Genomic DNA, 22147 nt, shown 5'->3' with positions numbered 1-22147 from the left:
AGTGCTCACTCAGGCGCTCGACGGCAGTGGCGCAGCCAGAGGACAAATGACAGCCGGTGGCATCGTGATCTTCGTCATCTCGACGGCCTGGTCGCTAGCCACCCTGGTACCCGGTCTTGCCCTCGCATGGCGCCGCCTGCACGACACGAACCGCAGCGGGCGCTGGTACCTGCTGCTGCTCATCCCGGTGGTCGGTGCGATCATCCTGCTCGTCTGGTTCGCCGGCCAGAGCCGCCCGGAGGGCGCGCGTTTCGACCGCTGACCTCGTCGAACGCTGACGCCGTTCCAGTTGAAGAGCGGGCGCCAGCGTTCGTAGCGAAGCAGCGCGCTACAGGACGTTCCCCAGCACGCGGCGGATCTCCGCCTCGTCGGTGACTCCCGCGCTGACGAGTTCGCGAGCGTTCTCGGCGAACAGCGTCGACGACTCCTTCGTGGCTCGTCGGATGTCGGTGGTGGACCGGCCCTCGATGATCTCGTCGGCGAGGGCTGTCGTCACGGTGAGGGTCTCGTGCACCGGGTGTCGGCCGAGATACCCGTCCGGTCCGTCTCCGACGCGCCGAACGAGGCGTTGCGAGATGACACCGCGGACAGCGTCGAGGACTGACAGTGGCGTGTCCTTCGACAGCTTGATCAGCTGCAGCAGCGCAGCGACGTTGTCGGTGGCGTGGATGGTGGAGATGACCCGCCGACCAGCGCGAGCGAGCCGCACAGCGGCGGCCGCGGTGAGGTCGTCACGGATCTCACCGATGAACAGCGTGTCGAAGTCAGCGCGGACCAGGTACCGCATGATGGTGCCGAATCCGGCTTCGATGTCCTCATTCACCTCGATCTGCGCAACGCGGTTCAGGACGCGTTCCACGGGGTCTTCGACGCTGGTGACAGCGCGTCCGGACCCGCCGATTTCGAGAAGCGCCGCGTGCGCGGTGGTGGTTTTCCCCTCCCCCATCGGTCCGGCGATGATGATCATGCCGCCCGGCGTGGAGAGCAGGTCCCGCACCGCGGCGAGGTTCTTCTCGGTGAAGCCGAGCTGGTCGAGCCGCTTCAGCTCCCCGGTCTGCGGGAGCCGGAGGACGACCTTCTCTCCACCGTCGAACAGAGGCAGCGACACAGCCCGGATGCGGTATGGGTAGTTGTCGATCTCGAGCTCGTAGCGGCCATCGTCAGGGACCAGGTTCGAACCGGTGCTGATGCGGGAACGGGACTTGATGAGGTTCATCACCGTGGCGGCGTCCCTTCCCCGGAGCGTGATGACCGGCTCGAGCACACCATCGCGGCGCCCTTCGATGGTCAGCTCATCGCGCGCCCCGGACTTCGTCAGGTGAACGTCGGAGACACCGAGGGCGGTCAGCTGCCGGAACACACTGTCCAGCCACTGGTCGTTCACGGCCATGTTCTGCCCGATGGCGTCCAACGGAATCCGCTGCCCAGCCGGAGCAGGAGCGACGACCAGTCGATTGCTCCGGTTGGGTTCGGCGGGAACGACCGCGGCTACTCGGGGAACCGGCGAAACGGCGGGGCGCGACGATACGGCCACCGGTGAGGCAGCCGGCGGTGCCTGGGACGGCACGGGAGCAGAAACCGGCGCAGGGGTCGGCAGCGGTGCCTGCAGCGCATCCGCAAGCTGCTCCGGAAGCGGCGCTGGCAGCACTGACGGCGCAGCGTCGTCCTCATCGAAGAACCCACCAGGCAGGTCGAACACCGGCTCCGGCTCCGGGACAGCGAACCGCTGCGGCGCCGGGGCCGGGGCCACCACGGGTGCAGGGGCTGGTGCGGGCACAGGCGTCGCAGCAACCGCAGGTGCAGGGGCCGGCGCAACCGCAGGTGCTGGCGCAGGCACAGCAGGCTGAATCGCCGGCGGCACCACGTACTGCTGCTGCTGCTGCTCTAGGCGCGGGATGGCCGGTGGCGCGATGTACTGCGGCGCGGCGGCCGGAAGGATTGCCGGTACCGCGTCCTGGACGGGTTGAGCAGCGACCGGCGCCTCAGCAGGTGCGGGCGCGGGCGCCGGGGCGGGCGGTGTCGGCGTCCAGTCGAATGTCGGCGCTGCGGCGGGGGTAACCGGTGGGGCAGGGACGACGGGTGCCGCAGGGGCGACCGCAATCCAGTCCGAGGGCGCCACGGAAGCAACCGGTGCAGGGTCCTCGAACAGGCTCTCCATCGACCGGAACACGTCGGGTACTGCTGGTGGAGCAGCGACCTCGAACGGTGGGTAGTCGGCGGCCGGGACCGTCGGGATTGCAGCCGGTGGCAGGTTGGGCAGTGGCGTGTGCTGCTCCACGGCCTCGTACTCGTTCCATGGGCTTGCTTCGCCCGGCATGTCGAAAATGCTCTCCTGCGCTGTTGCTGCCGGAGTGCCCGTCCGGTCCGGCAGCGGGTGGCTGTCGTTGACGACGGCGGGTTCGTCGGCGACGACCGGGGACTGGAACGCCGTCGGCTCAGCCTGCGCCGGGGGAGGGTCGAACGCGAGCGGGTCTGGCCACGCTTCGGGCTGCGGGTCGCCGCTGGCGGCCGGTCCCGGCACCTCCGATACCGGTCCTGTGGTGTCGAACCAGTCGGGAAGCGCGGGAGCTGCGGGAAGTGCCGGGGACGCATCATTGGACGGGACGCCGCCGATGAGGTCCTCGAAGGACGCCAGACCGGGCACCGGGGGAGCGGGCTCCGGCATGGTGAACCCGGACGGCGTCTGCCCGAGGTGGGCTGCGTCGAAGGCGGCGACCGGCGGAACTTCGAAACCGTCGCCGACAGGGAGGGCGGACGTAGCGGCCGGAGCGGCCGGGGCGCCGCGGTGCGTTGTGTACTGCTCGAGAAGGGCCTCGAGGTCAGGGTCGGGCTGACCGCCCTGCCTGCGAGGTCCTGGCGCTGCTGCGTCTGCTGGGAACGCGAAACCGCTCGGGTCTGACATGTCTTCTCCGTCGCGAAACTGGGAATGCAGCTCGGGGCGCTGCGTCACCGGAACATGCGGCGAATTCGACTGGGCGAAGGGCACGTGGGCCAGCGTCAGGGTTCTCGCGCGAGTTCCTTGAGCCATGCCCGGACGGCGACGCGGGTCGCCTCGCTTGCCGGCTGCGTTTCCCACTGTGCGCGGAGCTCCTCGATCAGGGCGAGGCGCGCCAGGTGAGCGCCCGCGCGACGCTCCTGGTCGCTGAGCAGGTACGCGATGCGTGGCACGACCTTCTCCGTCGGCTCCCCCTGGATGGCGTTCCGGATCTGTTCCAGTTGCACCGCTGCGGACGAGTAGTTGCGCTGCCAGGTGCGGAGGAGCCGGGCCATCGCGGCTTTCTCCTGCTCGAGTTCCGCGACCCGCACTTCGAGCCTCGCGGCCCGGTGCCGGGAGGTTTGCGGCATGGTGCTGTGACGGTCGGGCACGGTCGTCTGGGTCTCCACGGGATGGCGGGTGTGAGCAGGTTCTGCACCGTCGGCCAGACGTTCATCTGGATCGCTTGGTGCGGCTCCAGATGCTAACTCCTACTCAGCGTCCGGTTTTCGACCGGGTACAGGAATTGGTTGCCTCGTCATCCGCGTCGACCGACCATCTGTCCAGCGAGATCCGCGGGATTCCGCCCCTCGGGCCTCCGCAGAGAACCGAGCGCCCCGCGCAATCGACCCACGAACTGGGGGCCGACCTCCGGTACCCGTGGAGCCCTGCCTGCGCTTCCCGGACAGCAGTCCGAGGACGACAGAGAGGGCAGCCCGAAGGCTGCCCTCTCGTACCGAAGGGTGCCGCTACGCCGCCTTGGCGACGGTGCCGGTCGACGCGTTGTACTCGTGGTCGAGGCCGCGGTCCTCGAAGTGACGGACCACGCGGACCTTGTTGCCGCCCTGCATCTGCTCCAGCTCGATGTACAGGAGGACCTTGTGGCCGATGAGCTGCTGGGCGCGGCGGGCGAGGGCGCGGCCGTCCTCGTTGTCCGTGCGGTCCGTGCGGACCTGCTCCTCGCCGGGGCCCAGCCCCGCCGTGGCGCGGTCCGTTCCCGTGTAGATGACGACGATGCCGCGCTTGGACCGCTCCTCGCGGGTGACGCGGACGATGGTGCCCGGGAACACCTTCCCGCCGTCGTTGTTCGGGTCGACGATCTTGTCGAGCTGGGTCAGCTGGGTCATGATGCCGCTGCGCTCGGAGAGCATCACCTTGATGTCTCGGGCGTTGGACTTCACCGACTGGTCCCACGCGCCACTGGCCGCCTCGAACGCAACGAGGTCCGCCTGGTACTGCGCGTTGTACTGGTCCTGCGCAGCCTCATGACCACCGTTGGGGAACGACGCCGGGTTGACGCGCACCCGCGTCGGCGGCGTCGGCCGGGGGCCGGCGGCGTTCAGCGCCGCGAGGATGATCTGGGCGTTCGGGGAGAGGGAGTCGGCCATGGTTCTGCTCTTTCTGCTGATGGGGTCTGTTCAGGTGCTCTGGGTGCTGCGCCATGTGTGCGCGGCTGCGTCGGGGTTCTCTCGTCGGGCCCGGGCTGACGTCAGGCGGCGGGGAGCAGCGCCGCCCACGGGGTGTCGGGGATGTCCGTGCCGGCGCCGAAGAGCTTCACGGCGACGCCCACCTGCGCGGTGGTGCGCTTGCGGACGGACTCGACCCAGGTGTCCCACTCGCTGGCGCCCTTGCCCCACGGGGAGCTGCCCTCGCTGTTGAGCGTGTCGATGCTGTTCGCCAGCGCGGTGCGGACGAGGTAGTTCGTCCCGGACTGCCAGTCGAACGCACCGGTGAGAGCGAACTCGACGTTCTGCACGATGTGGGCGAACGTGAACGCGAGGCCGTTGACGGTGCCACCGTTGACCGGCTGGCCGGCCTCGGAGAGCTTCTTCACGGCGAGCTTGGTGATGTCGAGGACCGCACGCGCGGCGTAGGAGCGGGGGTTGAGGACGCCGTCGGTGGTGGCGTCGTGGACGCTCACACCCTCCTTGAGGGCGGGGGCGGCCGGAGCCTGAGCTGAGATGGTCATGGGGTTCCCTTCGGTGGGGTTGGACGTGGTTCCGGTACCTCTATGCGCGGAAGGTGCCGGTTGTGGGAGTGCGCCGTTCGTGATGCGGCGACGGTTCGCTTCCTCGTTGTCGGACGGCGCAGCGAACTGGACGACGGGGATGCTGACGGCACCCTTCGGGAGAGCCTTGAGGGGCAGCGGGTTGCCGTCCTCGTCGAAGGCGACCTTGCGGATCCCCTTCGCCTTCTTCCATGCGGGCCAGTTCTTCCCCTCGGCTTGCTCGGCCGGGGTGAGCTGGTCGAACGGGATCTTCGCCGTGTTCGACAGGTCCTCATAGGACTGCCCGTTGCGTGGGTTGACGGCGGCTGGGCAGTTGTTCACGAGGACGCACCAGCTGCACAGCGGCCCCGGCTTCGTCGGGTACTCGTTCGCATCCGCCATGGCGTGCATGCGGTCGTACGCTGCCTCGAAGCGTTCGACGGCGCCGGCGACCGCTTCCTGGGTCGTCTCGATGACCCGCTCACGGTGCTGCTTGGCGAATACGAGGGAGCCGGACTCCGGCCAGAACCCGGTGACGCCGAACATCGCCGCGACGTAGACCTTGATCTGGTCGCCGTACTCGTCGGGGTTGTTCGGGTACTTCGGGTCGGGCTCCTTGTACTTGCCCATCTTGTAGTCGATGACCTTGTAGCCGGTGATCTCACCGGTGACCGGGTCGACGATCTTGTCCACACGGTCGATGTAGCCGACGAACGGCACCCGGCCGATGTTGACGTTGAACTCGTTGTCGGCGCCGAAGCCCATCTCGTTACGGAAGACGGTGACCTGTGTCGGGTCCTCGATCTCCCACAGGCCGTGGGTACGGATGTCCACCTCGTGGAGCCACTTGGCGGTGTCCGCCTCGTTGAGGGCGTGCACCAGCGGCCCGAGGCCGTGGCCGAGCATCTTCTCCGCGAACTCGGGGTTCTCCCGGTACTCACGGGCGATGGCCGATGCGCGCGCCTTCGTGCGTTCAGGGCCGGGGAGGGAGAACAGGTGCTCGAGCACGGCGTGCGCGGCGATGCCGAGCTGGTTTGCCTCGAACACTCCGTCTTCGCGCGGCATCAATCGGTCGATGACCATGGAGACGTAGCACTTGTCCGGGTACAGGGCGTGCGACGTGGAGGCGGACAGCTGCTTGCGGCGGAGACGCTTCAGCTTGCTGACGTCGGTGATGGTGAGCGTCTTCTTGTCCGGCAGCCAGGCCAGACCAGCGAGCGGATGCTCGGTCTCTTCGACGTGTGCGGTCGCGGCAGCGTGACCTGACGCCGGGCTCATCGGCGCTCCTCTCGCATGTTGTGGTCCTCGGTGCGGCTGGACGTGGTCGCAGCGGCGCGGGTCGTTGTCGCGGCAGGGACCTGGGGAGGACGGGAGGGAGGTGCGGCGGTACTCACCCCTCCTCTATGCGCGGAGGGCCCGGTCAGGTGGTGACGTTGTCGAGTGAGACGCCGCGGGTTTCCGCCGACGACTCCGCTTCGATGTGGTGGTATTCGACGCCGACTGACTCCGCCAGACCCGGCAGACCACCAGCGATGGGAGCGCCGAACACGGCACCACCGAAGGGGTCGTTGTCGTCGTCGCCCGTGTCGTCGGCGGCGTTCGGGTCCTCGGTGCCGGCCCGGTCGTAGTAGTCCCGCAGCTCGGGGCTGATGTCGAGGACGCCGGGCCCGTCGAGTTCGAAGGTGACCTCCACCTTCACGTAGGCGCTGGCCATCAGCACGCGAGCGGACAGCTGCTGCCAGGTTCCGGCGACCGCCTTCGCCTTGACCACCTTGATGTTGACCGCGCGCACCTGTTGCGCCTGAAGGAGCCGGGCGGTGGGTTCCACATCTGCCCGCGCCTGGTCCACCGCGTACGACACCGCTTCCGCCACGATCATCTCGTGGGTCTCGTCGGACACCTCGAACGATGTGCTCGGCTTCTTCACCGTGCCGATGTTCCGCAGGTTCGCCAGCACCGACCCGAGGTAGCCGAGGTCGGCGACGCTGATGATGACCTTCCCCTTGCGCGGGATCACCTTCACGTCCTCCGCCCCGGCTTCGAGAACCAGGGTGGTGAGGTCGCGTCCGGACGACGTGGGCTTGTCGCTCTGCTTGTCGTAGAGGTTCCCGCGGCGGAAGCGGATGACGGCCCGCTCGGCGGGGTGGTCGACGGTCGCTTCGGCGTTGACGGTGATTCGCGTGGATGGCATGCGCGCAGGCTCCGGGGATGGCGGGCGGTTGGTGGTGCCTGCGGGTATGCGGCGGAACACGGTGACCGCTGTGACGCCCGGGCGGTTCGCGTGACGCTCGCTCGGTGACTTGCCTTGCTCACGCTTCGAGCGGTCAGGTTGAGCCACCGTGAACCCGCGCCGCTACTGGGATCCGGAGCCCGTAGGGCCCTCTTGTCTTATGTCTTGATCTGTAGGAGAGCTAAGAAGAAGAAGAGAGAAGGGGTTCCCTCCTAGAAACACATCCCCTCCCCCTCTATAGCTCTCCCCTCCGCTGGGAGCGTCAAGCGCGACGCTCGCGGTACCCGCGCATCCGCATCAGTACGGGGATGTCGCCGCTTCCGGGTGTCGAGCGGATCGGGCAGAGCGCGTGAGCCGAACGCTCACCAGGCCGACGTTCCGGGCATAGCTGCATCGTGTGGAATCGGAACCTGATGCTGACACCTGGGCGCTGCCGGGAGTGCCGCCGCAACCGGCAGTGCCTCGGTCGCGGGCAGACGTTGCCGGCACGCGCTGACTGACGAGGACCGGTTGTGCCGGAGGATGGACGACACCGAGCGACGTCGCCTTCGCCGCATCTCGACGGGTGCGCCTAGCCGACGCGAAACCTCGACCGAGCAGGAGCTCCCCCGTGACTAACCGACGCCCGTACCTGTCCGCGCCCGGGGATTCGCTGATCCTCCCGCCGTCCTCGTTCGCGTTGAACACCATGTACGAGTCGTTCGTGGCTGACGCTCGCATTGAGCCGGACCGCTTGGCCTACGTACCCCTGGTCGGGTCGCCGCTTCCCATCCAGGACTATGCCCGCGGGCCGCAGGGCTGGGACCCGGAGATGAACCCGGCGGTGTTCTGGCATCCGCTGTTGTGGCTGCCGGAGTCCATTGCAGCGCCCCGCATCTTCGACACCGAGGACACCGACGACGGCCCCGAGGTGGAGAGCGTGGAGTTCTGGTCGCTGCGGGTGGCGTGGGAGGCGGTGTGGTCCGGCATGTACGACGCGGAGGACGGCACGTGGATTGACGTGTTGGACCTCTACGGGCTGAACATCGACGACCCGAGCGTGCAGTCCCGCGTGCAGGCGTGGCTGGGTGGCGCAGCGGACCCGGTTCTGGACACCATCGACCTCACCGATTACGTCTCCCCCACGCAGGACGTCACCATCACGACCGTCGCTGACCAGCTGGACACTTTTCGTCCCGCAGGGTGGGGTGTGCACGCCAATGAGCTGTTCCACGGTGTGACGGAAGTCGCTGGTTCCGCCCAGGATGCGGACACGTTCCGCTGGGCGGTTGGTCAGTTCGCCTACGTCGCCCTTCTCGCGCTCGGTGACGTCCCGCCGAACGAAGAGGGCGGACCGGTGCTCGCAGACGCGTGGCAGACCATCATGGCGGAAGCCGGCGACCCGGCGACGCCGGTAGAGACCCTGCGCGCTCGCGCGCAGTACCTCCGCCAGTCGTTTCAGGCGCTGACGGCAACGTTCTACCCGTTGTACGAGGACCTGATGACCCGCATCGCCAACGACGAACTGCCGCTCGGCCGCCCGACCGTCTAACCAGCGCGGCGGCGCCGATTTCTGCCGCATGTACCGGAGTCGGGTCAATGACCCGTCCAGCCTCTAGGTACACGTGAAGGTGACCGCCATGACCAGCCACGCGCTCGGCACCACAACAAGGCGTCCACGATGACGCCGCGCCTCGAGATGCTCGTCTCCGACGTCATCATCGGCGACCGTGCGCGCGGTGACCTCGGCGACCTGACCTCCCTGAAGCGCAGCATCACCGAACTCGGTCTCCTGCAACCCATCGGTGTCCGCCAGGACGGCACGCTCGTGTTCGGAGAGCGTCGCCTCGCCGCGCACCGCGAGCTCGGGCTGGTGACAATCGGGGTGGTCGTCACCTCCGGCGCCGACGACGAACTGACCGCTCTGCGCGCCGAGATGGAAGAAAACGTCGAGCGGTTGCAGTTCACCGCCGTCGAAGCGGCCACCCTCCGCCGACGCTTGCGCTCCCTCGCCGCCGCGCAACGTCAGGAAGCGCGCGAGCGTCCGCCCGCTCCCCCAGCGCCTAGGGTCGAGGGGGACTCGGACGCTGCGGTGATCCCGCTTCCCAATCTCGAGGCTGCGCCCCGCGCTGCTGCCGCACCGTCGGTCGCCGACCTGGACGCCCAGCTTGCGCAGGCCACCGGGTACTCCGTCACGACACTCAAGCGCGTCGAGCGGATCGCTGAGTTCACCACGTGTGGGGACCCGGACACCGAGGAGATGGCTCGGGACGCCATCAAGCGCATCGACGCGGGCGCCCCAGTGATGCCGCTGCTCGAACGGGTTCTCGCAGTGTGGGCGGCAGCCACCACTGCCTCGGCCTCGGCCGCGGCTGAGCCGACGCGGACGCAGGGCGAGGAACACGTCCGCGTGCAGGACCCTGCGCCTGCCCCGCAGCCGCAGCAGCACGACGCTCCGCTCGCGCGCGCTGCCGACGACGCGCACCTGCCCCCAGCGACGACGGCCCCACTCGACGCAGGCGAGACGCGCGACCAGGGCCTGTCCGCCATCGACGCTCCACCGCCCATCAACCAGCAGCTGCCGGCACCGGAGCCCGAGCCGGCACAGCCGCAGACTCCAGCGCATGCTGCGCACGACGGAGACGGCGACGAGCACCCCCGCGCACCACTGTTCGCCGATGCCACGACCGTCATCCTCGAGGCGCTGCCGTTCACGACCGCAGCGGACCGCGCCGACCTCGAAGCCCTCATCGGCGAGCTCGAAGCCGTCCTCGCAGCCGCCCGCAACAGACTGACGCGCGTCAGCTCCGGCGGTGACGCATGACCGAGGCGGCGATCACCTGGCTGGACCGCGTCATCGACCGGTCGTTCCAGGAAAGCATCAGCGACATCCACCTCGAGTTCGTCGATGACGACCCGTACCGGCTGTTCATCCGCGTTCGCCGCGCTGGCGACCTGCTGGAATGGCCGGGTCTGCAGGGAGGTGCCGCTCGAGCAGTGGTGTCCCGCATCAAGTCGCTGGCGAACGTCGGCTCCGGAAGCGTCACGAAGTCCGAGGAGGGACGGTACGTCCACCGGGGCGGCTCCGGCGGCCTATCAGTCGACCTCACCCCCGGTCAGTACGAGGCGGAATCGGCGAAGCTCCGCCGCTACGACCTGCGTCTGGTGGTCCTGCCGACCATCCGGGGTGAGAAGTACGTCCTCCGACTCCCGTCCATCTCCCGAACACCACGCCTGAACGAGATTGGGTTTTCGAAGGAGAACCTGCAGTCGTTGCAGCATCTGTTCGGGTACGCCAACGGCCTGGTGCTGTTCGCCGGTCCGGTCGGCGCCGGAAAGACCACCAGCATGTACTCGGCGTTGGACTACCTCGGCGGGAAAGGTCGAGCGGTGTACTCCGTGGAGGACCCGGTGGAGCGGCCACTGGCGGACGTGGACCAGATTGAGGTCCGGGAAGGGGCCGGCAACACCTTCTCCTCCATCCTCCGAAGCCTTCGCCGTTCGGACCTGCAGGTCCTCATGATCGGTGAGATCCGTGACGAGGAAACGGCACGCTCCGCCGTGGAGATCAGCATCGCTGGCGCCCGCGTCATCTCCTCCCTCCACGCCAACGACTCCGTCGCCGCCGTCGAAGCGCTCATCACCCTCTCCGGAGCGAAGCCGCAGCAGGTGCTGCAGTCACTGCGCGGCGTCGTCTCACAGCGTCTGGTGAAGCGTGTGCACCGGCCGTGCGGCGGTCGCGGCTGCAACGACTGCCGCGGCACCGGCGTCGCCGGGCGCGCCCCCATCCACGAAGTCCTCACCATCACCCCGGAGTTCTCCGCCGCGCTCATGAGCGGTATGACCCGGTACCAGCTGCAGAAGCTCGCCCGCACCCAAGGCATGCAGACGCTTCGCCAAGACGCAGAGCGCCGGCTCGCCGCCGGTGAAACCACACCACGATTCGTGACGGAGGCACTGGGCATTGAGTGACACAGCAGGACGGGTCGCGATGCCACCCCCCGTGGCGGCACCTCCCCGCCTCGACAAGGACGCCATTCGAGGTCACTTCGAAGCGGTCCTCGGGCACCTCGCCGTCGACGGTGTCTCCGACGTGCACTTCGAGGGGGAACGGGTGGCGTGGCCGGTGCGGTTCGGCCGCATTCAACGCACGAACCTCACCGTCTCCAACCGCGACATCTACGCGTGGGCGGAAGCTTTCGCGGAAGCGAAGGGCGGCGGCCGGGCGCTCACCCAAGGCTCCGCTGGCACCGTCGAATGCATGGGGGTCGTGCGGGTCCACGGGCGCCACATACGACTCCGGATGACGTTCCGCCGGCAGGAGCAGGGACTCGGGCTCAGCCTCCGCATCGTGCCGGAGAAGCCGCCACGGCTCACGGACCCGATCTTCGCCGACAACCCCATCCCCGCCGAACTGGTTCGCATCACCCTGAACTCCCCCGCCGGACTCATCCTGTTCTGCGGACCGACCGGGTCGGGGAAGACCACCATGAACGCGGCGCTGCTTGACGAAGTGAACCGCACGCAGAGCAAGCACATCTACACGGTGGAGGACCCCATCGAGTTCGTGCACACCTCTGACAAGTCCCTTGTCACGCAGCGGGAGATCGGACAGCATGCCGACTCGTTCCCCCACGCCCTCAAGACCGCGCTCCGCTCCCGCCCGAACATCATCCTCGTCGGCGAGCTCCTCGACCTCGAGACGGTGCGGGTCGCCATCGAAGCGGCGAACAAGGGGCACCTGGTGTTCGCGACGTCGCACGCATCCTCCGCTGAGGAGGCGGTGTCGTCCCTTGTGTCGCAGTTCCCCGGGGCCGAGCAGAACCAGGTCGCCACCGCCCTGTCTCAGGCGCTGCGCGCCGTCGTGGTACAGCGGCTCCTTCCCGCTCTCGACGGCCGGAGCGTGCCTGCGCGGGAATTCATGATGAACGGTGTTGCCATCTCCGCGAAGATCCGAAAGGGCGAGTACTCGTCTCTGACGCAACAGCTCAAGCCCACCGACGGGATGTGGACCTTCGAGGACGACCTAGCAACCCTGTGGGCTCAGGGGCGCGTAGATGAGGACACCGCCAAGCAGTTCTGCAACGACGTCGACAACCTCACCGCGAAGCTCGAATACGCCAAACGGAACAAGGAGCAGGTGGCGGAGCTCCGGAACCGGGTGCAACGCGCAACGTGAGGCGCGGTGGACGCCGCGGTTCAGACCGAGGCGGCGTCCAAGTTCGGCATGATCGACGTCTCGCCGGTTTGCTCGAAAACCCGCTGAACCGCACCAGACTCAATGACGCCGGTCAGCGTGACGGCCGCCGGTTGCTTGAACGCCCATTGGTTCGTGGACGCGTCGCCGGCAACCTGTTGCTGCACAGTGGACTTCAGCGACGCATTGGTGGACGTCATCCCCACTTCCGTTCCGGTCGAGTCCCAATGCAAGTCGCGGCCGGCATAGTTACTTGCGGTGACGGTGAACGTCGTGACGTTCGCGACAGACAACACGGTGCTGGTGAAGTTCGGTACGAGGGTGGACTGGGTGCGGTCGCAGACATTGTTGTTCCATCGGCCCTCCACCACGGTGAGCGTGTTGCTCGCCCAGGTCCACGTCGTCTTCGTGCACGCTCCGTCGTTCGCGTTCGACAGGTATCCACCGGGAAGGTCGTCCGGGTACGTGTAGAAGATCGCGGTGGTCGTGCCCTGCATGTAGAACGCTGACGCATTCTCCGTATCTCGCTGCCACAGTGCCGTCAACTGCTGCGAGGAGCTCGTCGCGGCCTGACCGCTGGTGAACGTCGCCCCAGTCGTGATGACGAGGGTGAGCGCCCCGGCAACAATCGCCGCGAGGAACGCCGAAATGGCCACACTCACGACCGTCATCAGTGGATCGGCATCACCGCGGTCACCTCGGAAACCATGAAGTGCTGAACGGATCAACGTCATCATCAGTGGCTCACCTGCTGCGCGTTCTGAATGTAATAGAGAGCGAGCATGTCGTCGGTGCTTCGCTTCACCCACACCTCGTTGACGTTCGTGATGGTGCCCTGAAACATGAACGCCCCAGCTGCCCGATACGTGATCGTCTTCGTGACGCTGATGGATGAGTCGGTCGGAGAGGTGGCGGTGATCACTGCCGTCAGCGTGTACGCATCTGGTTTCTTGATGGACGTGACCTGCACCAACGTTCCGCTCGGATCGTCGGCGACCTCGTGGGGAAGGGACGCAGCGAGCTGCGCAGGTGCCGCAGTGAGCCACGCTGCGTTGTACGACGTGTTGATGTCGTACAGCAGGACGTGCGCGGTGCTCATGATGGACAGGTCGTCCTGCTGACGCTGTCGTTGCTCGAACTGCTGGGTTTGCGTCAGCATGAACCAGCCGAGCATCGTCGCGACAACGCTCGACGCGAGGACCATGTACGCCAGTGCAACGTTGATGATCCCGCTATCCCGCTTGACCCCGCGCCGCATCAGTGTGTTCCCGCCAAAACCCGATACGCATACCGATTGTACTTTGTAAGGGCCCCCGTGGGCTTACTCGCACTGGTTTCCACTGCGAGGGTCGCCTGCGTGCACCCCGTCACGCTTTTCAGCGACGATGGAGTGAACTCGAACATCATCCAAACGGTGCCGGTGATAGTGACGGCGGCGATGGTTCCGGACTGTGTAGACGACGTCGAGCTGCCGCAGAAGATGAACCATTTGTTGGCGGCTGCGACCGAAGCGGTTTGCGGCGTCGCCACCTGCACGCGCACCTGGTCGGTGTAGGTCACACTCGCCGGGGTGATCGTGAAGATATCGGTCGCTGGCCGGGTTGCATCGGTCGGCGCAGCACCCTGCCCTCCCGTCAGCGCAAACCCCGCTGGACCGGTCGGGAAAGCGTTGTCCTCGTCAATGTCGTACTCGGACCGGCTCACCGCACGAAGGCACCCCTTCACCGGCTGCGCGTAAGCGTAGGTGCAACTGGGAGCCGAACCGTCAGCAGTGGCGGCCGGAGCGTAGGCGACGAACTCCGCCGGCGCCTCCGGAGGATTGTCGGGCTCTGTCTGCGAGCCCGCGGACTCGCTGACGACGAAGTGAACGTTGCCGACCGTCACCGGAACGTTGTGGACGCTCCACGGCTCAGCGAACAGGCTCGAGGAGACGAACTTCTCCGCCTGCGCGTTCAGGTACTCCTGAATCACCTTCCAGCGAGTTTCTATGCGGCGGCGCGGAGGACGGCGGTCCATGACGACGAACGGCGGGACCGCCCTGAGGCAGCCCCGCCGTCGAGGAACGAGCGTCTCCTGCTATGGCAGGGTCGGCAGGGTCAGCGATGAGTCGTACTGGCTCGCGGTGATGGTGCCCTTGTAAGTGGTCGCCGACAGCGACGAGCGCCAGTAGATGGTCCCCGTCTGCGAGACGACGCCGGCGACCCACGCGTTCCCGTTGGCGACGACCTTGATCTCCTCGTTGGCGGTCGTCGTGAAGCCGACCGACTCCTTGTCGAGGGTGACGTTGCCGTTCTGGGCGTCCGAGGTGCCCGTGACGACACCAGCCGTCGTGATGGCCCAGTTGAGGTAGGTGTTCGCAGACGCCTGCGCAGATGCCTCGGCCGTTGCGATCTTGTCGAGGTCACCCTGCGCGTTGAGGTTCTTGCCGTTGGCGATCATGCCGGCGACGGCGAAGGAACCACCGACGAGCAGGACCAGGGACACGGCGATCGCTGCGATGACGAGGATGGGGTCGGTAGCGCCCCGCTCGCCGCGGAACCAGCGGCGCGCGCGGTCGCGGAATCGGTTGGTGGTCATGCTGGTGGAAGGCCCTTCTGCCGGTGTGTGCGGAGGCGGAGCGCCTGGCGCTTTCCCCGGTAGATGCGGCGAAACGGGCAGCGTTTCGTACTACAGGCCGATGTTCGTCAGCGCGGCGCTCACGTCGAGTTCCGTCCTGGGTCGTTCGGGGGACTGAACGACGCAGGCAGCGTGTGCACGCCCACGGAGGTCGCCGGGCAGTGATGCGGCGGGCCATGTTGAGAACGGGAGGGTCGGCGGTCGGCGCTGCGACCCGGTGCGGGCTGCCGTGGTCGAAAGACGCGACTCACGTCGGGGAGGGAGAAACGAATAAGAAAGCAGCCTCGCACCGAGTGGGCGGTGCGAGGCTGCTTGCTGAGGCTACGGGCTAGAACCCAGCGGCGGTGAGGATGGTGTTCATCGCCGAGTCGGTGGTAATGAACGTTCCCGCGGTGCTGATGCCAGCGTAGGAGCCGCTGCTGCCAGTCAGGGTGCCGATGGTGGAGCTGGCGGAGCTGCGGAAGAACACCTTCCCGGTCTGCGACTTGGAGAAGATGACGTACTGCGTGCCGCCGGCGTCGGTGGTGACGGCGAGCTTGTCTCCGGCGGTCGGGGTGAAACCGACGTCGGCGCTCTGCAGCGCGACGGCGTTCGTCGTTCCGCCGGTGGAGGCGAGGTTGTAGTTCAGGGTGGTGCTGGTGCTCCCGGCGAGGTACGGGATGTAGTTCACGCTGGTGGTCGAATCCGCTGCGTACGCGGACTCTGCTGTGGCGGCCTTGTCGAGGTCGCCCTTGGCGTTCAGGTCCTTGCCGTTGTTGATCATCCCGGCAACGGCGAACGAACCTCCGACGAGGAGGACCAGCGACACAGCGATGGCGGCGATCACGAGAATCGGGTCGGTGGCGCCTCGCTCACCGCGGCGGAAGCGGGAGAAGAACTTCTTCATGGGGTCTCCGGAGGAAGGGATTGGGACACCCCGAGAACCTGGGGATACCGCACGAAATGCGGCGGAAACAGCAGCAGCCCCGCGCGGTTCCGGTGCGAGGCTGCTGCTGCCGGTGACTAGAACCCGGCGTTGGTGAGCAGCGTGTTCACGGCGGCGCTCGTGGCGGCGACGGTGTTCGTGCCGGCGCCGATGACCCAGGCGCCCGAGGAACCGGTGAGCTGGTAGATCGTCGAGGAGCCCGCGAGGCGGTAGAACACCTTCCCGGTCTGGGACTTGGAGAAGATGGCGTAGGTGGTGCCGCCGGCGTCGGTCGCCACGGCGAGCTTGTCGCCGGCGGTGGGGGTGAAGCCGACGTCGGCCTTCTCGAGCGCGGTCCCCGCTGTGCTTCCGCCGGTGGCGGCGAGGTTGTAGTTCAGTCCGGCGCTCGCGCTGCCGGAGAGATACGGGATGTAGGTGACGCTCGAGGTTGCATCAGCGGAGTAGGCGGACTCCGCAGTAGCTGCCTTGTCGAGGTCACCCTTCGCGTTGAGGTCCTTGCCGTTGTTGATCATCCCGGCAACGGCGAACGAACCTCCGACGAGGAGGACCAGCGACACAGCGATGGCGGCGATCACGAGAATAGGGTCGGTTGCCGCGCGGTCACTGCGGCGGAGGAACGTGAGTAAGCGCTTCATGGAGACTCTCCGGTCGGTGGCAAGCCCAGGCACCTGGGCCTTCTCACAGACATGCGGCGATTCAGAAGCCGGTGGCGTTCGTCAGCGCAGTGTTCAGATTCGCCACCGTGATACCGCTGGGGAGCGGCACCGACGACGGCATCGTCCGCGCCCCAGACGTCCCACCGAGAACCCCAGTACTCGAGGACGCGGACGTGCGAACGAACAGGTTTCCCGTCGCGGACTTCACCACCGCAGCCCACGCGTCACCGGCCGCATCGGGCGTGACCGCGACACGGTCGTTGGCGCCAGGAGTGAACCCAACCGCTGCGTGCTGCAGCGTCGTCGCACTCGTGCCCGCGGCGTTCGCGGACAGGTCCGTTCCAAGCAGCGCCGTTCCCCCACCCGACAGGTATGGAAGGAACCCGCCCGGCGGGCTCGCGTTGCTGCCGTCGAAGTAGGCGCCGCGGTACCCCTTCCCCGGCACCAGCATCAGGCTCTGCAGTTCGAACCCATCCCCAGCTGGAACGTTCGCACTCATCGCGAGGTAGATGTTCCCCTGGTTCGCGGTGGTGAGGTCCAGGTAGTCCGTCTGGAAGGTACTGGTCGCTGCGAGCGGCTGACCGGAGCCGCCAGCGATGCCGAATACCACCGGTGAGCCGCCGTTGTAGGTGCGGACCGTCGCCACGAGTGTGTAGTCCGTGTTGTTCGGGACGCCTTGAATGACGAATGACTGCTGCTCTCCGTCGCTGGTCACCGCGCGCATGATGTTGCTGCCCGCGTACGGCTGAGACGCGACAATCCTCGGCTCCGTGTAGTAGCCGGCGATCCCGTTCCGGAACGCCGGGTTCGGGAGGATGTTTGTCACAGTCGACCCGTCACCGAAGGTGGCGACAGACGTGGACGCGTCCGGAGTGCCCGCCCAGGAGTAGGTGACCGCTCCAGTTGCTGCCGCCGACGTTTCCGCCGCGGCAACCCGGTCCAGGTCGCTCTTCGCGTTCAGGTCCTTCCCGTTGCCGATCAGCCCCGCAACCGCGAAGGAACCGCCGACGAGCAGCACGAGGGAGACGGCAATGGCCGCGATGACGAGGATCGGGTCAGTTGCCGCTCGGTCCGTTCGGAAGAAGCGTCGCACAGCCTCCGTCACATGCGGCGACCTCAGCTGTACAGCGGGGCAACCAGTGACGCGAACGCCGGAGCGGCCGCCACTGCGACGAGCCAGCCGACCGCGAGGAACGGACCGAACGCGAACGGCGCCCGGTTCCCTCGAAGCAGCCGCGTTGCCGCGTACACGCCGCCGACGAGGAACGACAGCGTCACCCAGGACAGCAGGTGCACGCAGAGCACCAGGAATCCCAACTCGCTGTGCAGTGCGGCGTCGGGCAGCACAGTGACATCCACCAGCGTCAACGCCGCTGCGAGCACCCCGCCGAACTTCACATCCCCGAGACCAAACTGCCCACGGGACAGCACGGTCAGCAGCAGCAACGCTGTGAGGACGACGACGCCGGCGCCGACCGGAGCAGCAACCGCCATGGGATGCCCGGTCGCGACCGCGTACGCACCGGCTGCACCGAAAACCAGCAGCGCCGAGTGCCCGTTGTACAGATTCGGGATCCGCTGCACCTTCGCATCGACGAACGACCCGAGAACCACCGCCGGGGCGACGAGGCCGACGACGATGGCAACGGTGAGGTTCGGAACGATGGCGGCGAGCCCCGCTGCAAGGACAGCGCTGGCCGACGACGCCACCCACCAGCGCACCGTCGGCACGGGCGGGTCCACCCGGCGGGTCGTCGACGTCGCCATGAACGCAGCCCACCCGAATGCGATGGCGGCCGCGACCAGCGCGGTGACAGCAGGGTTGGTGAGCAGTGGGAGGACGAAGGAAGCCATGCCTCCTCTATGCGTTGCCGGTCAGCTCACCTGGGTCATCGAGAGGAACAGGCTGTACACGGGCAGGTACACGGCGATGAGCACCATCGCGAAGATGACACCGACGACACCGTTCGCAACCGGCTCGAGCAGCTGCGTGAGGTTGTCGGCTCGCTTCTGCGCGTCCCGCTTGTAGACCGCGGTGAGGTTCTCCAACGCCTGCTGCTCCGCACCAGAGTTGAAGCCGTTCCGGAGCAGGAACCCGGCCTGCAACGGGATGAAGAACCCGTCGGCGATGTCGGCGAACTCCTTCGTGCCCCGTTCGAGGAACTCGATGTGGCCGCGGAGATGCTTCTGCAACGCCGGGTTCCCGGAGGCTTCCGCAGCTGTCTCCAACGCGTCACGCTCGCTCATCCCGACGGACAGCAGGCCAGCGAGGATGGAGAACACCTGCGTCAGCTTCTGCGACCGGATGACGTTCCCGAGGAACGGGATCCGGAACTGCAGACGCGACACCCGCACCCGCAACGCTTCGTTCTTCCGCCCCCACCAGCGGTAGTAGCCGACCGCGCAGAGCACCAGCAGCACCGCCGCTCCCCCGCCGAAGCCGAGGACATGTCCGGCCTCGATGACGGCCATGGACAGCGGCGGCAGCGGCTTCCCGAACGACTTGAACATCGTGCCGAACGTCGGCAGCACGAACAGGATGACGGCGTAGAGGAACAGGATGATGACGGCGAGGAGAATCGCCGGCTGCATGACGGCGGACCGGATCTTGTGGGTCAGGTCCTGGCTCTCATCGATGATGTCCGCAGCCTTCTGCAGGTTCACCCCCGACGTTCCCGACCGAGTGCCGACGACGAGCAGGTCCCCGACGATCTTCGGGAACACCTTCGGCTCCAACCGGAACGCCTCCGCCAGATCCGCCTGACCGGACTGCACCCGGTCGTAGATGCGCGTCAACGCGGACCCGATCTCCGTGCCGGCGTACTGCGCTGCGAGGGTCGCCAGCGGCACCGTCTCACCACGGGAGGAGATCAGCATCATGCCGAGCGAACGGATGGCGTCCGCCACCTCAGAGCGCTTCGTCGACTTCTCGTACCGCAGCCACTTCGGCCGCCACGACTTCTTCTCCGCCGCGGTCACGTCACCGCGTTCGGACGCACGGGTGATGCGTTCAACCGTCTCGATGCCGTGCTGACGACGTGGCGGACGGCGACGCGTCGGCCGAGGCTGGGGTGTGGGCTCGCTCATGAGGTCTCCGAAGGTCGGGACTGGCTCTATGCCCGACCAGGGACGCCAGCACCCCGGCACATGCGGCACTTTGTTGCCGCATGTCCACCGGCATGCCCGCCAACCGTCCCCGACGTGAACTCATCACCGTCAACCTCCCGCAGGGGTTCGACCCTGCACGCCACGAGGAGGCCCTCACCCGCCTCATCAGCGAAACCCACGGTGCCGGCTGGGAGATCGAGAACCTCAACCTCGCCCTATCCACCGCGACGGCGTCCCGCATGGTCGAAATCAGCGAAGTCATCGACCACGGCGACGACGCCGACGAGATCCAGATCAAGCTGTCCCGGAACACCAAGCCCGGCGACGGGGAGAAGACCGCCGTCAAGCTCGAGTCCCAGCACGACGGCTACTACCTCACCGAGTTCGAGCCGTACCTGGGCTACGCCACCCTGCAGAAGATGGCTCCCAACACCGTCCGCGCGCGCGGCGCGGCGGCCGTCGCCCTCGGCGTGAAGCCATGGGAAGTGCAGATCAAACCCCGCCGCGACGGAGGGTTCACCCTCGGCCTGCCAAAGACGTACGTGCCGTCAAAGCACGACGACAAGCTGCAGGAGGTCGCGGAGTCCGTCATCGGAAAGCTCGGCTGGTACGTCAAGACCAACGCACACGCCCTCACCGCCGACATCGTCCCCTCGGACCCGCCAACGTTCCCGAAGGCGATCAAGTACCCGCTGTCGCAGATTCAGCGTCTCAACAACACCGAACGACTCCTCCTCGCGACGTCGCTCGGCAAGACCGGAGACGAGCCTGGCGACCCGCTGTACCTCGACTTCGAAGCGTCGCCACACACGCAGCTCAACGGAACGACCGGGTCCGGAAAGACGGTCACCATCAACTCGATCATCGCCGGCGCACTCGCTGCCGGATACGAGCTTTGCCTTATCGACGTCGAGCACAAATCCGTGGACTTCGTTTGGGCTCGAGACTTCGTCCGGCCCGGCTTCTGGGGATGCGATTCCTTGGCCGCGTCAGCGACAGTGGCCACTCTCGTTTACGAGGAGGGGCAGCGTCGCGCGCAAGTACTCAAGCGGCACAACGTCACGAAGATTCAGGAGCTGCCGGCAGCCATCAGACCGAAGCCCATCCTCGTTGTGATGGACGAGCTCTCGGGCCTGTTCCAGCCAGACGACATCCCGAAGGGCGTCCCGAAGGACCACCCATTCGTCGTCTCCGCGATGCAAGCCAACGCGACCCGCGCCATCCTCATGGGTGCCACGCTCAAGCTGGCCGCCGAAATGCGCTTCGTCGGCATTCGGCTGCTGCTCTCCACGCAGGTAGCCAACGCGACGACCGGCATCCCGCCGAAGCTCCGCTCCCTGCTGTCCAACAAGCTCCTGCAGGGTGTGAACCCGACCAAGGCAACCCGCCAGCAGGTATTCAACGACCCCACCATGGTCCCCGAGGTACCAAGCAACATCCGTGCTGACGCCTCCGTCTCAAAGGGTGTCGGCGTGCTTGAGATGGAAGGCGCGGACCCGGTCGTCTACAAGTCCTTCTACGCATCGACGCAGGAGTACCGGGCAGCGCTTGAGCAGCTCCGCGTACCAACCACGAACACCCCCGCCCCGTCTGCTGCAGACATCGCGCGCATCGCGATGCCTGAGGAGGGTGGCGATGCCGGGGAGCCGGCGTCTCGGATGCGGCCCGAGTACGGCGGGTTCGGTCGCGACGAGAAGCAGCAGCGCCGCAGCGATGGGCTCTCCGGCGCTGCTGCAGCCGCGCACGACCTGCGGGTGCAGGCAGCCGGAGGTCGCAGCACCGTGCCCGAGGACTTCTCGTAGCGGTTCCGCAGCCGATGTCCGACGTCCGGTATAGAGCTTCACATCACCCCACCACCCCGCACCACCCCAGGAGAAGTACGTGACCAGCATCATCGTTCCCGCCGGCGAGGACATCGCCGTTCACCTCACCGACGACGACGTGTCGTGGTACGTCGCTGTGACGAACCCGACGGACGGGACGACGGTTCTCGCGGATTCGGCGACCGCTGCGGTCGCGGCTCTCATCGATGGGTACAGCGGTGAGGACCCGGAGGAGGCGTTCCTGCAGCGGTTCGACTACGCGGTGCGGACCACGGCGTTGCAGCAGGGTCTGGTGGCGGTCGCCGCTCAGGAGGAGGGCACGTTCGACGTGGCTACCGCTGGGGAGGACGTGCTGACGGCGTTGTTCTCCGACCGTGGGGAGGTGGCGGAGGTGTCCGAGTGGACGCTGCCGCTGCCGTTCATTCACGTGGCGTCGCACTACGAGCCGTACACGGAGACGCCGCGCCCGTCGGGTGAGAACGTGTTCCTCATCGACCCGTACACGGAGGTGACCCTGCTGGTGTCGCTGTCTGCAGCCGGGACGTTGGACGTGTCGTTCCGTGACGAGGACTCCGGCGAGGACGACGTCGTAGCCTGAGCGCTGTTCCGCCGCATATCTGCTGCGTGGATGGCGATGTCGCTGTCTCGTTAC

General features: G+C 67.1%; 21 protein-coding genes. 7 read left to right on the top strand and 14 right to left on the bottom strand.

Going from position 1 to position 22147, the window contains the following annotated elements:
* Position 1: 1 nt before the first annotated feature.
* Positions 2-262 (top strand): DUF805 domain-containing protein, encoded by a 261-nt coding sequence (locus DEI94_RS16115; protein ID WP_502869691.1) that lies wholly within the window; start codon positions 2-4, stop codon positions 260-262.
* Positions 263-328: 66 nt separating this feature from the next.
* Here the strand turns inward: DEI94_RS16115 and DEI94_RS16110 are convergent, their stop codons facing one another.
* The 5 genes from DEI94_RS16110 to DEI94_RS16090 form a co-directional block, all read right to left on the bottom strand.
* Positions 329-2158 (bottom strand): GspE/PulE family protein, encoded by a 1830-nt coding sequence (locus DEI94_RS16110; protein ID WP_146249386.1) that lies wholly within the window; start codon positions 2156-2158, stop codon positions 329-331.
* 839 nt (positions 2159-2997) lie between these two features.
* On the bottom strand, positions 2998-3366 hold the full coding sequence (locus DEI94_RS16105) for a hypothetical protein (protein WP_146249385.1): 369 nt from the start codon (positions 3364-3366) through the stop codon (positions 2998-3000).
* Positions 3367-3723: 357 nt separating this feature from the next.
* Positions 3724-4362, bottom strand: a complete 639-nt coding sequence (locus DEI94_RS16100) for a hypothetical protein (RefSeq protein WP_111025417.1) — start codon at positions 4360-4362, stop codon at positions 3724-3726.
* Positions 4363-4463: 101 nt separating this feature from the next.
* A complete protein-coding gene (locus tag DEI94_RS16095) occupies positions 4464-6239 on the bottom strand; it encodes a RecB family exonuclease (protein ID WP_111025415.1) in 1776 nt (591 codons plus the stop codon).
* Positions 6240-6381: 142 nt separating this feature from the next.
* Positions 6382-7152, bottom strand: coding sequence for a hypothetical protein (locus DEI94_RS16090; RefSeq protein ID WP_111025413.1), 771 nt, complete (start codon positions 7150-7152; stop codon positions 6382-6384).
* Positions 7153-7801: 649 nt separating this feature from the next.
* Between DEI94_RS16090 and DEI94_RS16085 the strand changes: the two genes are divergently transcribed.
* The 4 genes from DEI94_RS16085 (at position 7802) to DEI94_RS16070 (ending at position 12349) form a co-directional block, all read left to right on the top strand.
* Positions 7802-8722 (top strand): hypothetical protein, encoded by a 921-nt coding sequence (locus DEI94_RS16085; RefSeq protein ID WP_111025411.1) that lies wholly within the window; start codon positions 7802-7804, stop codon positions 8720-8722.
* A 129-nt stretch (positions 8723-8851) separates the two neighbouring features.
* Complete coding sequence (locus DEI94_RS16080; protein WP_111025409.1) at positions 8852-9994, top strand: ParB N-terminal domain-containing protein; 1143 nt, start codon at positions 8852-8854, stop codon at positions 9992-9994.
* Positions 9991-11142, top strand: coding sequence for a GspE/PulE family protein (locus tag DEI94_RS16075; RefSeq protein ID WP_111025407.1), 1152 nt, complete (start codon positions 9991-9993; stop codon positions 11140-11142). Before DEI94_RS16080 ends, DEI94_RS16075 begins: the two co-directional genes overlap by 4 nt.
* A 19-nt stretch (positions 11143-11161) precedes the next feature.
* On the top strand, positions 11162-12349 hold the full coding sequence (locus DEI94_RS16070) for a type IV pilus twitching motility protein PilT (protein ID WP_111025405.1): 1188 nt from the start codon (positions 11162-11164) through the stop codon (positions 12347-12349).
* Positions 12350-12369: 20 nt separating this feature from the next.
* On the opposite strand, the gene DEI94_RS16065 is transcribed toward DEI94_RS16070, so the two are convergent.
* The 9 genes from DEI94_RS16065 to DEI94_RS16025 form a co-directional block, all read right to left on the bottom strand.
* Positions 12370-13104, bottom strand: coding sequence for a hypothetical protein (locus DEI94_RS16065; RefSeq protein WP_146249384.1), 735 nt, complete (start codon positions 13102-13104; stop codon positions 12370-12372).
* Positions 13104-13625: a hypothetical protein gene (locus tag DEI94_RS16060; protein ID WP_146249383.1), complete on the bottom strand. Its 522-nt coding sequence runs from the start codon at positions 13623-13625 to the stop codon at positions 13104-13106. The genes DEI94_RS16065 and DEI94_RS16060 overlap by 1 nt, the downstream gene beginning before the upstream one ends.
* Positions 13625-14338: a hypothetical protein gene (locus DEI94_RS16055; RefSeq protein ID WP_111025400.1), complete on the bottom strand. Its 714-nt coding sequence runs from the start codon at positions 14336-14338 to the stop codon at positions 13625-13627. The genes DEI94_RS16060 and DEI94_RS16055 overlap by 1 nt, the downstream gene beginning before the upstream one ends.
* A gap of 105 nt (positions 14339-14443) precedes the next feature.
* Positions 14444-14944, bottom strand: coding sequence for a TadE/TadG family type IV pilus assembly protein (locus tag DEI94_RS16050; protein WP_111025398.1), 501 nt, complete (start codon positions 14942-14944; stop codon positions 14444-14446).
* Positions 14945-15311: 367 nt separating this feature from the next.
* Positions 15312-15869: a hypothetical protein gene (locus tag DEI94_RS16045; RefSeq protein WP_111025396.1), complete on the bottom strand. Its 558-nt coding sequence runs from the start codon at positions 15867-15869 to the stop codon at positions 15312-15314.
* A 116-nt stretch (positions 15870-15985) separates the two neighbouring features.
* Complete coding sequence (locus tag DEI94_RS16040; RefSeq protein WP_146249382.1) at positions 15986-16543, bottom strand: hypothetical protein; 558 nt, start codon at positions 16541-16543, stop codon at positions 15986-15988.
* Between the two features lie 61 nt (positions 16544-16604).
* Complete coding sequence (locus DEI94_RS16035) at positions 16605-17657, bottom strand: hypothetical protein (RefSeq protein WP_146249381.1); 1053 nt, start codon at positions 17655-17657, stop codon at positions 16605-16607.
* A 23-nt stretch (positions 17658-17680) separates the two neighbouring features.
* The gene (locus DEI94_RS16030) at positions 17681-18331 is read right to left on the bottom strand and encodes an A24 family peptidase (protein ID WP_146249380.1); all 651 of its coding nucleotides are present in this window, start codon (positions 18329-18331) and stop codon (positions 17681-17683) included.
* Positions 18332-18439: 108 nt separating this feature from the next.
* Positions 18440-19651, bottom strand: a complete 1212-nt coding sequence (locus DEI94_RS16025; protein ID WP_111025388.1) for a type II secretion system F family protein — start codon at positions 19649-19651, stop codon at positions 18440-18442.
* An 80-nt stretch (positions 19652-19731) separates the two neighbouring features.
* Between DEI94_RS16025 and DEI94_RS16020 the strand changes: the two genes are divergently transcribed.
* Both DEI94_RS16020 and DEI94_RS16015 read left to right on the top strand, forming a co-directional pair.
* A complete protein-coding gene (locus DEI94_RS16020) occupies positions 19732-21474 on the top strand; it encodes an FtsK/SpoIIIE domain-containing protein (protein WP_111025386.1) in 1743 nt (580 codons plus the stop codon).
* 79 nt (positions 21475-21553) lie between these two features.
* A complete protein-coding gene (locus DEI94_RS16015) occupies positions 21554-22093 on the top strand; it encodes a hypothetical protein (RefSeq protein WP_111025384.1) in 540 nt (179 codons plus the stop codon).
* Positions 22094-22147: the final 54 nt, after the last annotated feature.

The organism is Curtobacterium sp. MCBD17_040 (assembly GCF_003234805.2).
Classification (GTDB): Bacteria; Actinomycetota; Actinomycetes; order Actinomycetales; family Microbacteriaceae; genus Curtobacterium.
This window is presented reverse-complemented; position numbering and strand designations above follow the sequence as displayed.

Coding starts and splice junctions, on each gene's coding strand:
- DEI94_RS16075 (WP_111025407.1), top strand. CDS start 9,991: ATGACCGAGGCGGCGATCACCTGGCTGGACCGCGTCATCGACCGGTCG.
- DEI94_RS16060 (WP_146249383.1), bottom strand. CDS start 13,625: ATGCGGCGCGGGGTCAAGCGGGATAGCGGGATCATCAACGTTGCACTG.
- DEI94_RS16110 (WP_146249386.1), bottom strand. CDS start 2,158: ATGGAGAGCCTGTTCGAGGACCCTGCACCGGTTGCTTCCGTGGCGCCC.
- DEI94_RS16025 (WP_111025388.1), bottom strand. CDS start 19,651: ATGAGCGAGCCCACACCCCAGCCTCGGCCGACGCGTCGCCGTCCGCCA.
- DEI94_RS16050 (WP_111025398.1), bottom strand. CDS start 14,944: ATGACCACCAACCGATTCCGCGACCGCGCGCGCCGCTGGTTCCGCGGC.
- DEI94_RS16100 (WP_111025417.1), bottom strand. CDS start 4,362: ATGGCCGACTCCCTCTCCCCGAACGCCCAGATCATCCTCGCGGCGCTG.
- DEI94_RS16065 (WP_146249384.1), bottom strand. CDS start 13,104: ATGATGACGTTGATCCGTTCAGCACTTCATGGTTTCCGAGGTGACCGC.
- DEI94_RS16045 (WP_111025396.1), bottom strand. CDS start 15,869: ATGAAGAAGTTCTTCTCCCGCTTCCGCCGCGGTGAGCGAGGCGCCACC.
- DEI94_RS16030 (WP_146249380.1), bottom strand. CDS start 18,331: ATGGCGACGTCGACGACCCGCCGGGTGGACCCGCCCGTGCCGACGGTG.
- DEI94_RS16090 (WP_111025413.1), bottom strand. CDS start 7,152: ATGCCATCCACGCGAATCACCGTCAACGCCGAAGCGACCGTCGACCAC.
- DEI94_RS16095 (WP_111025415.1), bottom strand. CDS start 6,239: ATGAGCCCGGCGTCAGGTCACGCTGCCGCGACCGCACACGTCGAAGAG.
- DEI94_RS16020 (WP_111025386.1), top strand. CDS start 19,732: ATGTCCACCGGCATGCCCGCCAACCGTCCCCGACGTGAACTCATCACC.
- DEI94_RS16070 (WP_111025405.1), top strand. CDS start 11,162: ATGCCACCCCCCGTGGCGGCACCTCCCCGCCTCGACAAGGACGCCATT.
- DEI94_RS16080 (WP_111025409.1), top strand. CDS start 8,852: ATGACGCCGCGCCTCGAGATGCTCGTCTCCGACGTCATCATCGGCGAC.
- DEI94_RS16040 (WP_146249382.1), bottom strand. CDS start 16,543: ATGAAGCGCTTACTCACGTTCCTCCGCCGCAGTGACCGCGCGGCAACC.